The sequence below is a fragment of the Hydrogenophaga sp. genome, from assembly GCF_036675665.1.
In the GTDB taxonomy this organism is placed as follows: domain Bacteria; phylum Pseudomonadota; class Gammaproteobacteria; order Burkholderiales; family Burkholderiaceae_C; genus Hydrogenophaga.
In genome coordinates, this window is the sequence record NZ_JAKFEO010000007.1 from 32,077 (window position 1) to 44,615 (window position 12,539).

Below are 12,539 nucleotides of genomic sequence, written 5' to 3' on the forward strand. Positions count from 1 at the left end.
GCAGCCAAGGAGGTAGCCGACGATCTGGCCTCAACATGCCTGCAACCCAAGCTGATCTGGCCGAGCCCGGCGCGGCACCCGGAACCGAGGTGCCCGCCCCTGCGGTCGACACCGAATCGGGTCTCCCGGCAGACCAGGCCGCCCACCGTCTGGCCGAAGACGGCCCCAACGCGCTGCCCGGCGGCCAGAGCCGCTCCTTGCTGTCGATCGCCGTGGCAACCGTGCGCGAGCCGATGTTCCTTTTGCTGCTTGGGGCGGGAACCCTCTACCTGGTCATCGGTGACCTGCAGGAAGGCTTGACGCTCTTCGGGTTCGTGGTTGCCACCGTGGGGCTCACCCTGTACCAGGAGGGCAAGACAGAGCGCGCCATCGAAGCTCTGCGCGACCTCACGAGTCCGCGCGCGCTGGTCATCCGCGACGGCCAACCTCAACGCATCGCCGGGTGCGACGTGGTGCGCGGCGACCTGCTCAAGCTGAGCGAGGGTGACCGTGTGCCGGCCGATGCCCTGCTGGTTTCTGCCGACGGCGTGCGCGCCGATGAATCGCTGCTGACGGGCGAGGCTGTTGCGGTGGGCAAGCGGGTGGCGCAGCCCGATGAACTGGCTGTCGCGCAGAGGCCTTCCAACACCGCGCGCGTCGTACCTGGCGGCGACGATCTGCCTGTGGTCTACGCGGGCACGCTGATCGTGCAGGGCAACGCGCTGGCGCGGGTGACCGCCACAGGTGCGCGAAGCGAGATCGGCCGCATCGGTACCTCGTTGGGCACGGTGGAGAACGAACGTTCTCCGCTGCAGAAGCAGACCACCCGGCTCGTGCGCAACCTGGCCTTGCTGGCGCTGGCGCTCAGCCTGTTGCTGGTGCTGGTTCACGGACTGATCAAGGGCGACTGGCTGCAGGCCCTGCTGGCTGGCATCGCCCTGGCCATGGCCCTGCTGCCCGAGGAATACCCGGTGGTGCTGACGGTGTTTCCGGCGCTCGGCGCTCGCCGACTGTCCAGGGAAGGCGTGCTCACCCGGCGCATCAACGCCATCGAGACGCTGGGCGCCACCACGGTGCTGTGCAGCGACAAGACGGGCACGCTGACCGAGAACCGCATGACGGTGACGCACCTGGTCGCCGGCGGTGTCGATCTGACCGAGAGCCTCGCGCTGGATTCGCTGACCAACGACAAGTCGACCGAAGGCCCGTTGCCCGAGGCCTTTCACGCCTTGGTGGAGCTGGTGATCCTGGCCAGCGTGGTCGACCCCTTCGACCCGATGGAGAAGGCCTTCCACCAACTCGGCGAGCGCTTCCTCGCCGACACCGAACACCTGCACCACGACTGGCGTCTGGTGCATACCTATGCGCTCAGTCCCGCACTGCGGGCGATGTCGCACGTGTGGGCAGCGCCAGGTGACGGTGTCCAGACCGTGGCCGCCAAGGGCGCGCCTGAGGCGGTGATGGACCTGTGCCATCTCGACGATGCGCAGAGGTCCCGCGTCGGCAGCGCGGTCGAGGAGCTGGCGGCCCAGGGACTGCGCGTGCTGGCGGTGGCGCGCGGATCGAATGCGGGGCAGGACTGGCCGGCAGACGAGCACGGTTTCGATTTCGAATTCGTCGGGCTGCTCGGCCTGGCCGACCCGGTGCGCGCAGAAGTGCCTGCCGCCGTGGCCGAATGCCGGGCCGCCGGTATCCGCGTGGTCATGATCACGGGCGACTACCCGGCCACGGCGCGAGCGATCGCACATCAGGCCGGACTTGCCGAGCGCGACGGTGATGTATTGACCGGCGACGAGATCGCAGCGCTGGGCGACGAAGAACTCCGCGAACGCATGGCCACCGTCACCGTCTGCGCCCGAATCGCTCCCGAGCAGAAGCTGCGCATCGTCCAGGCGCTGAAGGCCCGGGGCGAGATCGTGGCGATGACGGGTGACGGTGTAAACGACGCCCCGGCTCTGCGCGCGGCGCACGTGGGTGTGGCCATGGGCAGGCGCGGCACCGACGTGGCCCGCGAGTCGGCTTCGCTGGTGCTGATCGACGACAACTTCGCAGCCATCGTCGCCGCGGTGCGTCTGGGTCGCAGGATCTTCGACAACCTGCGCAAGGCCATGTCGTACATCCTCGCGGTGCACGTTCCCATCGCGGGCATGGCGATGCTGCCGGTGATGCTGGGTTGGCCGGCCTTGCTGTACCCGATGCACATTGCCTTGCTCGAACTCATCATCGACCCGGCGTGCTCGATCGCTTTCGAGAACGAGCCCGCGGAAAGCGACGTGATGCAGCGCCCCCCGCGCGACGCCGCCGCCCCCCTGTTTGGCGGCGCCACCCTGGGCCTGGCGCTGGTCCAGGGTCTGGGCGTGCTGGCCGTCGTGATGGCCGCATTCGCATGGGCCAGTGCGCGCATCCCCGAGCCCGAGGCCCGGGCCTTTGCGTTTGCCACCCTGGTCGTGGGCAACCTGACCCTGATCCTGTCCAACCGTTCGGCCACCCGCTCGCTGTGGGCAACGCTGCACACGCCGAACTGGACGCTGTGGGGGGTGCTGGGTCTGGCCAGCGCGCTGTTGCTGGCTGCGCTCTACGTCCCCTGGGCTGTCGGAGTGCTGCGATTCGCGCCTCTGCCGGCGCACGAGCTGGCCGTCGCCTGCGCGCTGGGCTTGCTGAGCGTGCTGTGGTTCGAAGGCATCAAGTGGGCCCGTCGAAGGTCAGGCGCTGTTTCAGTTCGTGTGGCACGCAAGGTTTGATCCCTCTGCGGTCCTGCCGAAACGACCCAGCCCCACCTCCACCAGACCTTGCGCACGGCGAAGCAGGAACAGCACATCCAACCCCATGCGCTGCGCCATGCCCGGACCTTCATCGGAGCCTGCCACCAGCAAGGCCGTGGCCCAGGCGTCCGCCTGCATGCAGGTGCGCGCCAGCACGGTGACCGATGCCACGGCGTTGTTCACAGGGGCGCAGCGGCGCGTGTCCATGGTGTGCGCGAGGCGCGCATCGCCCACCTTCACGTAGCGTCGGTAGTCGCCCGAGGTGGCCACGGCCAGATCCTCCAGTTCGATGACCCCGTGCACCGCGCGGCGCCCATCTTCGGGGCGTTCGAGCGCCACAGCCCAGGGCACGCCGCTGGCCTGGCCGCCCACGGCGCGCAGCTCACCATCCAGGGCAGCCAGCGCACTGCGCACACCGTGCTGCCGCAGCACGGTCACCATGCGATCCACCGCGTAGCCCTTGGCGATGCCGCACAGGTCGATCTGAAAGGGCGCACGCTTGCGGGCACGCCCTTTCAGCCCATCCAGCTCCAGGCACCCGTGCGCTGTGCGCGGCATGGACTGGCGAGCGGCCCGGATCGCTTGCGCGTCAGGTGCATCGCGCACCGCGCCAAACCCCCAGGCATTCACCAGCGCCCCAACACACGGATCGAACGCACCTGCGCTCAGGCGCTGGACATCGAGCGCACAGCCCAGCACCTCCAGAATTTCAGCGGGCAGCTCCACCCAGTCGTCCACGGGCGCGCGGTTCAGGCGCATGAGGTCGCTGTCCGGTTTCCAGGGCGACATCTGCTGGTCTACCTGCTCCACCGCAGCGGCGAGGTGCTGGTGCAGGGCTGCCAGGTCCAGGGTGTTGCCGGCGTCGACACTGGCAGACCAGCGCGTGCCCATGGTCGGGCCGTGCAGCGTGGTGCGCTGGCAGGGCGCAGCGGGCTCAGAAGACATCTTCGGCATAGCGCTCCTTTGCTTTCAGCTTCGATACGCTCAACGTGAGGGGCGCCAGCACCTCGTCCAGCGTCTCGGCCACGCCCTGCGCCATGGCGCGGCTGCCGCAGACACGCACGATGGCGCCCTGCATCACCCATTCGCGCAGTTGCCGGGCGTCGCGACGCAGGGCGTCCTGCACATAGCCGCCGCCGTCGGGCACGCGAGAGAAGACCGTCTGCAAGGTCGACAGGCGCCCCTCCATGAGCCAGCGCTGAATGTCCGGACCGAAGTAAAAATCCCGGGCCGGGTCGCGCCCACCAAAGTACAGGTGCATGGGGCTGCGTCTGTCATTGCGGCGGATGAAGCCGGCCAGCGGCGCCACGCCCGTGCCCGCGCCGATCAGCAGCACCGGCCGCCGCGTTCGCGGCAGTGCAAAGCCGGGGTTGGGCCGGACAAAGGCGGTGATGCTGTCTCCCTTCCGCAGGCCCAGCAAGTGCGTGGAGCACAGGCCGCCGGGCATCTGGCGCGCGCAGATTTCCAGAAACCCGTCTTCCCAGCCCGACGCCAGCGAGTAGTAGCGCGGCACGGTCGAACCCGGCGGCACGATGCCCACGAGATCGCCTGCTTCAAACCGCGCCAGGCCGTGGCCGCGCAGGCGGGCGCCCAGACCTGGCACGGGCCACGCGAAGCGCAGGATCGCCGTGGCTTGCCCGGTGGCACCGGGATAGTCCTGGCGCCCCGTGAGCGTGAGCGCCGTGGTGGGTGGCACGCGCGGCACATGCTCCAGCACCAGGGGTTCTCCAAGCGCCTGTGCCAGCGCAACGCCCCAACCCGCGAACTGCTGGCCCGACTGCTGGTGGATGCACTCCAGCGGCAGCAGCGCGGGCCAGCCCTGTGCGCGCAGGGTCTGATCCAGCACCTTGGCAAAGGCGCAGAAGGCCGGGAACTGCCGGTCGCCAAAGCCCAGCACGGTCACCGGCACGGCGCTGGCGGGGAGCTTGGCGATGTGCCGCAGGGCGTGGCTGGCGTGGGCCGGGGCCTGTCCGTCGCCATAGGTTGCTGCAAGCACGAACACCTGCCGCGTGGCGGCCGTGGTCCGAAAGTTCTCCAGCGCCGTGCTGTGAACGCGGTGGCCACCCTGGCTCAGCGCGTCTTGCAGCGTCTGGGCAAAACCCCAGGTGCTGCCGCCTTCGCTGGCAACGAAGATGAGCACGTCGGCCTGGGCCAGCGGGGTGTTGCCCCTGATGTGCGGCGTCTGGCGGCGTGCCTGCCACCAGATGACAACGCCCGACAGCCAGAACAGCAGCACGCTGGCGCCCACGAGCCCGAGCAGCACAGCCCAGGGCCAGGCCGCTTCGCCCGTGTGCAACACCACGGCCAGGTCGTGGACGCGCTGCGCAAACCTTGTGTCCTGCCAGGCGAGCATCTGCCCCGAGTACCGGTCGATCCAGCCTTGACCCTGGGCAGTGGCGACCTTCCAGGTGTCCTCCGGGTCGCTGGCGCTGGGAATGTTCAGCTTGCGCAAATCCTGCACGGCAAGACCCTGCAGCGCGGCAAGTTGCGCGCCGGGCAAGTCTGGCGATCCGGTGACCACCGAGATCACCTCAGGCTCGGTCCTGGTGTCCAGCGCCACCAGTCCCAGGGTCGAGGCGCTCATGGTCAACGCCGTGAGCGATGTCAGGCACAGGACGGCGAGCACCACACGGCCCGCGACCACGTGGATGCGCTGCGCCAGCGACCCCCGCACCCGCGCAGCCAGCCGTCGCCAGCCACCCATGCGCTGCAGCAGCAACACCAGGGCAGAGACACACACCGCACCCATGACCAGCGCGATGCCCGCTGCACCCCAGCGCCCGGCGTCACCCAACAGCAGCGAGCGGTGCAGGTTCTTCACCCAGCGCGGCATGGCCGAGGGTTGCCACGCACCCAGCACCCGGCCATCGGCCGGATCCACGTAAGACGCCTGGGGCTGGTCGCCGGAAAAGCTGAACACCACGATGGCACCCGAGGGCAGGTGGCGAATTTCCTCCACACCCGCAACGGTGCGCGACACGCGCTCCACCAGCGCGGCCACGGGCAAATCGCCCGGTGCGCCGGGTGCCTGCCACGCCTGATGGACCGGATCGATGGCCAGGATGGCGCCGGTGACGCCCAGTACCACGGCCAGGGCGCCCACGGTCAGGCCCAGCCAGCGGTGGACCGCTTTCCAGCTCATGCGAGCCCTTCTACTGGAGTTGGAAGGTCGCCGACTGGATGTACTGCTTGCCGGCCTGCGGCTTGCCGACGTTGGCGGTGGACAGCGGAATGCGGACCTCGGACGGGCTGTCGCGCATGTCTTCCACAGCAGCGTCGATGCGGATTTCGTATCCCGCGTCAATCAACGCATCCGCCAGATCGGCCGTGACCTTGAGGGTGCGCCCCGCGCCCACGCTGGCGCCGGTGACGCCGTCAAGGCGCTTGGCGTCACCGGCGGAGAGGCGGCTCCAGTCAGACAAATGCTTGTGGTACTTCGCCTTGCCGCCGGCCACCCACAGCGTGCGCACATACGCGCCTTTGGCATCGGTCAGGTACGCCGCCAGGTAGGCGCCGTCGCCGCCGTAGTTCTTGAGCTGCGCGGTCAGCGTGAGCGGGCGGCTGTGCGCCAGGGCGGGAAGGGCCAGCGCGCAGGCGGAGGCCACCAGGGTCAGAAGAGGTTGGGACATGGCGATGCTCCTGTGGACATAGGGGTTACTTGATCTGTTCGCGCGAGGTGCCCGGGGTCGATGGAGGCGATGGCGCGACACCATCGCCATCGCCATCACGATCACGATCACGCTCCCGGGCACGCTGGTGGTCCTCGTGTTTCACCTTCAACACCGTCAGGGTTTCCGGGTCGATCCTGGCTTTGAAGGTGCGTCCTTGGGCATCCGTGCCGCGAATCTCATAGCAGCCATCGTCAATCTTCAGCCGCTGGATCTGCCAACCCTGTGCGGCTGCCATTTGCCGCACAGCTTCACGCGTCTGCCAACGATTGAGCGGCGCATCGCAATCGTCACCGGCCCATGCGCTCAGAACGGCCAGGCACAGCGGCAGAACCAGCAAGCCCTGGCGCAGTGAGGCGTGGTACTTCATGAGAGGCTCCTGTACAACGGTTGGCGCAGGACGGTGGATACGCAAGAGGCCTTATGCTGAGCCCGCGAGTTCCATGACGCGTTGACCTGGGTCAAGCCCTTGGAGCATTCGAGGAAGCCGCGCTCACAGAACGAGCGCCGAGACGCAGGCGAAGTAGATGAGCAGGCTGAGAACGTCCTGCACGATGGTGGCCAGCGGTCCGCTGCCATAGGCGGGATCGGTCCCGACACGGGCCAGCAGCCATGGCAGCAGCAAGCCCAGGACCGATGCCACCATGCTGGCGCCCGCCAGGGCCAGCGCCACGGCGGCGGCAAGGCGCAACTCGTCGAAAACCAGCCATACCATCGGGAACGCGAGCAACGCAAGAACGAGGCCGATCAGGGCGCCGGTTCGCAACTCCCCGCCCAGAAGTCTTGCCAGGCTGACATGGCTGAGTGAAAGGCCGCGCACGGCCACGGCCTCGCTCTGCGTACCGATGGCATCGGCCAGATAGACCAGCCCCGGCACAAAGAACGCCAGCGCGGGCTTGGCCGTGAGCGCTGACTCGAAGCGCGCGACGACGAAGGTCGCGACCATGCTGCCGCCCAGGCCCACAACGAGCCAGGGCAGCCGGTGACGAAGCCTGCGCATCGGCGGTTCCTCGATGGCCTCGCGAGCGTGATCGGACTCGCTCGTGATACCGGCCAGGCGGTGCAGGTCTTCAACGTGTTCTCGCCGCAGGATGCCCATCAACTTCGTCGGGCCGACGACGCCGATCAGGTGGCCTGCCTCGTCGACCACCGGCAAAGCGGCGACACCATGGTGCAAGGCGATGGACGCCATCTTTTCCTGGTCAGTGCCAGGCAGGACGCAGACACGTTCGCGTCGAGCCACCCGGCCCAGCTCGGTGGTGTCGGGCAGCGCCAGCAGTTCGGCGGGCGTCAGCGTTCCGAGCAAGCGTTCGTTGCTGTCGATCACGCACACGAGTTCCCAGGTGGTGTTCTGCTCGTCGCGGATACGCGAGAGCACTGCCTGGGCAGTGTCCCTGGCATGGGCCAGCACAGCGTGAGCGCCGATGTGGTCGGTAGAAGTCTTTCGCATCTTGTGACTGTGCAGCATGGTGCCTCGATTTGCCAACGGCAGCCACTGGGGCCTGGCGGCACGCCGTTTGCCCTGAACACTACCGCTTCAAACCAACCCAACGAGGAGTCCACACCATGGCACAGTTCGAGCCCTACTTGAGTTTCAACGGCACTTGTGCCGAGGCCATGCGCTTTTATGAGAAGACGCTGGGCGCCAAGATGGAGATGTCGATGACCTACGGCGAGGCACCGCCGATGCCCGGTCAGCCGGCACCCAGCGACGAGGCAGCCGAACGCATCATGCATGCGTCGATGACGCTCGACGGTCACCGCATCATGGCCGCTGACACGCCTCCGGACATGCCGTTCGAGGGCATGAAAGGCATCACGGTGTCCCTGGCCTATCCGGACGCCGCCAAGGGCAGGAGCATCTTTGAAGCCCTGTCGGCCGGTGGCACGGTGACGATGCCCTACCAGAAGACCTTCTGGGCTGACGGCTTTGGCATGTGCACCGACAAGTTCGGAACGCCGTGGATGGTCAACGCCGGCGACGCCGGCGGCGGTGCAGAAAAATAGGCCCTCCATCCAGCCAACACCAGCACCGCCCGGGCCCATGTGCCTTGTCGCGCAGGCGTGACCGGATCGGCACCCCGATCTGGAACAATCCCCGCATGACCGATACCCCCACCTCCGACGGCCGACCGGACGATCCGGCCGCCGCTCCCGACACGCCCTACGCGCTCCAATACCCCTGCGGTGAACCGCCCGCGCCGGGCGAGGTGCGCGAAGTCGCGCCCGGCGTGCTGTGGCTGCGCATGCCCCTGCCGTTTGCGCTCAACCACATCAACCTCTGGGCCGTGGCCGACGAGGACGAACAGGGCCCGGGCTGGGCTGTCATCGACACCGGCACCAAGACACCCGAGGCGCTGGCCGCATGGCGCCAGCTGATCTCGCCCGCTGGCCCGCTGGCCGCCACGCCCCAGGGCGCGCGCATCACGCGCATCTTCTGCACCCACATGCACCCCGACCATGTGGGCATGGCGGGCTGGCTCACGCGCAAGTTCCAGTGCCGGTTGTGGATGACCCGGCTCGAATACCTCACCTGCCGCACGCTGGTGGGCGACACCGGTCGCGAGGCGCCCGAAGAGGCCATCAACTTCTACCGCCAGATGGGCTGGAACGAGGAGTCGCTGGACATCTACCGCACCCGCTTCGGCGGCTACGGCAAGTACATGCACGCGCTGCCCGACAGCTTTCGCCGCCTCACCGACGGCGAGACCGTTCGCATCGGCGCGCACGACTGGCACGTGATCGTCGGACGTGGCCATTCGCCCGAACACGCCTGCCTGCTGAACGACGACCTGGGCGTGCTGGTCTCGGGCGACCAGGTGCTGCCGCGCATCTCGTCGAACGTGAGCGTCTTCCCCACCGAGCCCGACGCCGACCCGCTGGGCGACTGGATCCACAGCATCGAGCACCTGCGCGCCACGCTGGGCGACCACCTGCTGGTGCTGCCGGCGCATGGCGAGCCCTTCCGCGGCCTGCACGCGCGGCTGGACCGCCTGGCCCATGGCCATGAGCGCGGCCTGCAACGCCTGCGGCGCAGCCTGGCCGAGTCGCCCAAGCGCACGGTCGACGTGTTCGGCGCCCTGTTCGCCCGTTCGATCGACGCCAACGGCGAACTGCTGGGCATGGCCACCGGCGAAGGCGTGGCCCACCTCAACCACCTGCTGATGCGCGGCGAAGCCGTGCGCGAAACGGGTGAGGACGGCGTGTACCGCTACCGCATGAAGTGACACGCGGGCCCCGGTCGGGAATGCTGCTTGCCCGATGCAGCGTGCCCACCCATCCCCCTCCGTTTCAAAACATGTCGGGAGTATCGCCATGAGCAGTCGAATTTTCAGGCGCGGCGTGCAGGTTCTGGCCTTGCTGATCGCAGGAGCGGCGCTTGCAGACAACCTCGCGCCGCGCGATCAAGCCTTCCTCGAACAAGCCGCGCAGAACGGGCACGCCGAACAATCGGCCAGCCAGCTCGCGGTGATCAAGACCCGGGACCCGCGGGTGCGTGCATTTGCCCAGCGCATGATCGACGACCACACTCGCGTGACCGAAGAATTGCAAACCCTCGCTGCCGCAAAGAACTACACCCCACCCAAGGAACCTTCGATGCTGCAGAAGGGCAAGGAAATGCTCATCGCCGGCCTCAGCGACGAGCACTTCGACCGGCGCTACGTCAATCAGATGGGCATTGTGACGAATGAGACCACGGTTCAGCTGTACGAAGAAGCGGCCCGCGAAGCTCGGGATCCCGACGTGAAGGCCTTCGCCGCCAGGCATCTGCCCACGGTGCGCGAGCACCTTCAGACCGCACGCAAGCTCAAGGCGGCGGTCGAGCCGGCGCGCTAGCCGACAGCGCAGGCCAGGTGTCCGGGGCCCCGGACACGGGCCCTCTCGCGCCCACCTCCCCCTGAAGCTCCCTCCCGTCCGTCGCCTGCGCCGCCCCCCATCCGGGGGGCGGCCAGCAACGGTACGCATGCCCCACGTGTTTTGTCCTGGACATGGTCAGGTTCTCACGGCATTCCAACAATGCCGTTCGGCTCTTGCGGATCGCCTCCAAACCTCACTACCATCGCGTTTCCGGTTAGGGACGTTTGACGTCAGGGTCCATTCGTGCAATCGAGTCCATGAGTTGAAATCAAATGATCACTCAACACCAATCGCACCCTGCGACCAACCCAGGACCGGCGACCCACAACGAGCCGCAGACACCTGCCCTCCCCCCGAGGCGAAGAAGCCGGCGAAGATCGTCCTCGTTGCGCGAACAGCTCATGCGGGCCGCGATGCTCACCACCCTGGTCGTGGTGCTGCTGGGCGCGGCGACCTTGCTTCTGCACGAGTTGGTCTCCAACCGCAAGGCCTGGGTGGCCGACCTGCGAACGCACGCCGACCTCGTCGCCGGCGCATCGACCGCCGCGCTTGAATTCGAGGACCAGGAAGCTGCGCGCGAAAGTCTTTTTCTGTTGAAAGCGCAGCCGCGCATCCTGTCGGCCGCTCTGTACGATGTGAACGGTCGCCTGTTCGCGTCCTACGCGGCAGCGAACACCTTGCTGAACGCCAGAAGGGCGGTGGACGCGCCCACGTTCGAACCCCGCTTCCGGGGCTCGATACTTGAAGTCGCCTATCCCATCGAGCGCGGTGGCAAACGGCTGGGCACGCTCTACGTGTCTGCCCGGCACGACATCTGGCCTCGGCTTCTGCTCTTCACCGTGGCGCTGCTCGGGCTCAGTGGCGTGGGTCTGATCATCGCGTTCTACCTTTTCGGAAACTTGCAGCGGCGCATCACCGCGCCGCTTGAGAACATCACCCAGGTGGCGCGAGAAGTCATCTCCACGCGCAACTGGGCGCTCAGGGCCCCGGCGACGGACACCCGGGACATCGACCTGCTGGTGCAAGCCTTCAACCGTTTGCTGCTGGAATGCCAGACCCGCACCAGTGAGCTGGAACAGGAGGTGGCGACGCGGCGCAACGCGGAGCATGAACTGCGCGAGGCAGACCGCCAGAAGGACGTCTTCCTGGCGACACTGGCGCACGAACTGCGCAATCCGCTGGCCCCCATGACGAGCGCCGTCGCCTTGCTTCAGGTGTCCAGGACATCGCCCGAAACACGCGACAAGGCCGTCAACGTCCTGGACCGTCAGATCAGGAACATGGTCAGGCTCGTCAACGACCTGCTGGATGCATCCCGCGCAACCACGGGCAAGCTCACGCTGGACCTGGAGCCACTGGACATGGGCGATCTGGTGTCCACCGCGGTGGAGGACGCAAAATGCCTCGCACAACGGCAGGGACTGGCACTTTCCCTGGATCTGCCCCAGGAAACCGTTTGCGTGAATGGCGATGCCGTTCGATTGGTGCAGGTGCTCGCCAACCTGCTCAACAACGCCTGTCAGTACACGCCACGAGGGGGACGCGTGGAGGTGACCCTCAGGACGGAACCGTCTTCGGTGCTGATCGCCATCCGGGACAACGGCGTGGGGGTGGCGCCAGACATGCAGGCCCGCATCTTCGACATGTTTGAACAAGCGGACAACTCGCCCACGCGGGTGAACACGGGCCTGGGCGTGGGTCTCACGCTCTGCCGGCAAATCATCGAACTCCACCACGGCGAAGTCACCATGACAAGCGAGGGCGCGGGCCGTGGCTCATGCTTCACGGTTCGGCTGCCGCGGCTGGAGTGCGCCTGCAACGATGACGGCCACCTTCATGGACCCGATGCGGTCCACCTGCGTCCGCTGCACATCCTCATTGCGGATGACAACGTCGACACCGCGGACAACTTTGCCGAACTGCTGCGTTCCAGCGGACACATCGTCAATGTGGTGCATGACGGCGAGGCCGCGCTGCGGTTGGCTCAAGCCACCGGGCCGGACATCGCGCTGCTGGACATCGGCATGCCCAAGCTCGACGGCTATGAAGTGGCCAGGCAACTGCGACGCTCCGAACTCACCCGTGATATCCACCTGGTGGCCATATCGGGCTGGGGCTTTGCAGCCGACAAGGAAGCCGCCAGGCTGGCGGGCTTCGACCATCACCTGATCAAGCCCGTGGATCCGGACGAACTGGTCAAGCTGCTGGTGGACGGGTTCGAGGAATTCGTCGCGTCACGGCCAGGCGATCTCGTGTGAGGCGCCTTTCTGAC

General features: G+C 67.3%; 10 protein-coding genes. 5 read left to right on the forward strand and 5 right to left on the reverse strand.

Going from position 1 to position 12,539, the window contains the following annotated elements:
* Positions 1-35 precede the first annotated feature (35 nt).
* Positions 36-2,720 carry a cation-translocating P-type ATPase gene (locus V6M63_RS02915; RefSeq protein ID WP_332739296.1) on the forward strand — a complete coding sequence of 895 codons (2,685 nt, stop codon included), beginning with the start codon at positions 36-38 and terminating at the stop codon, positions 2,718-2,720.
* Here V6M63_RS02915 and V6M63_RS02920 read toward each other — a convergent pair.
* The 5 genes from V6M63_RS02920 to V6M63_RS02940 all read right to left on the reverse strand — a co-directional run bounded on the left by V6M63_RS02920 (position 2,694) and on the right by V6M63_RS02940 (position 7,877).
* Entirely contained in the window at positions 2,694-3,695 is a 1,002-nt protein-coding gene (locus tag V6M63_RS02920; protein ID WP_332739298.1) for an FAD:protein FMN transferase, read from the reverse strand. The genes V6M63_RS02915 and V6M63_RS02920 overlap by 27 nt on opposite strands.
* On the reverse strand, positions 3,676-5,883 hold the full coding sequence (locus V6M63_RS02925; RefSeq protein ID WP_332739300.1) for a PepSY domain-containing protein: 2,208 nt from the start codon (positions 5,881-5,883) through the stop codon (positions 3,676-3,678). The genes V6M63_RS02920 and V6M63_RS02925 overlap by 20 nt, the downstream gene beginning before the upstream one ends.
* Positions 5,884-5,893: 10 nt before the next feature.
* Entirely contained in the window at positions 5,894-6,370 is a 477-nt protein-coding gene (locus tag V6M63_RS02930; RefSeq protein ID WP_332739302.1) for a DUF2271 domain-containing protein, read from the reverse strand.
* A 25-nt stretch (positions 6,371-6,395) separates the two neighbouring features.
* Positions 6,396-6,779: a PepSY domain-containing protein gene (locus V6M63_RS02935; protein WP_332739304.1), complete on the reverse strand. Its 384-nt coding sequence runs from the start codon at positions 6,777-6,779 to the stop codon at positions 6,396-6,398.
* 123 nt (positions 6,780-6,902) lie between these two features.
* On the reverse strand, positions 6,903-7,877 hold the full coding sequence (locus V6M63_RS02940; RefSeq protein WP_332739306.1) for a magnesium transporter: 975 nt from the start codon (positions 7,875-7,877) through the stop codon (positions 6,903-6,905).
* A 98-nt stretch (positions 7,878-7,975) separates the two neighbouring features.
* Here V6M63_RS02940 and V6M63_RS02945 point away from each other — a divergent pair, with 98 nt between their 5' ends.
* The 4 genes from V6M63_RS02945 to V6M63_RS02960 all read left to right on the forward strand — a co-directional run bounded on the left by V6M63_RS02945 (position 7,976) and on the right by V6M63_RS02960 (position 12,525).
* Positions 7,976-8,416, forward strand: a complete 441-nt coding sequence (locus tag V6M63_RS02945) for a VOC family protein (RefSeq protein ID WP_332739308.1) — start codon at positions 7,976-7,978, stop codon at positions 8,414-8,416.
* A gap of 95 nt (positions 8,417-8,511) precedes the next feature.
* Positions 8,512-9,636 (forward strand): MBL fold metallo-hydrolase, encoded by a 1,125-nt coding sequence (locus tag V6M63_RS02950; protein WP_332739309.1) that lies wholly within the window; start codon positions 8,512-8,514, stop codon positions 9,634-9,636.
* Between the two features lie 88 nt (positions 9,637-9,724).
* Positions 9,725-10,246, forward strand: a complete 522-nt coding sequence (locus tag V6M63_RS02955) for a DUF4142 domain-containing protein (RefSeq protein ID WP_332739311.1) — start codon at positions 9,725-9,727, stop codon at positions 10,244-10,246.
* 434 nt (positions 10,247-10,680) lie between these two features.
* Complete coding sequence (locus tag V6M63_RS02960; protein WP_332739313.1) at positions 10,681-12,525, forward strand: ATP-binding protein; 1,845 nt, start codon at positions 10,681-10,683, stop codon at positions 12,523-12,525.
* Positions 12,526-12,539: the final 14 nt, after the last annotated feature.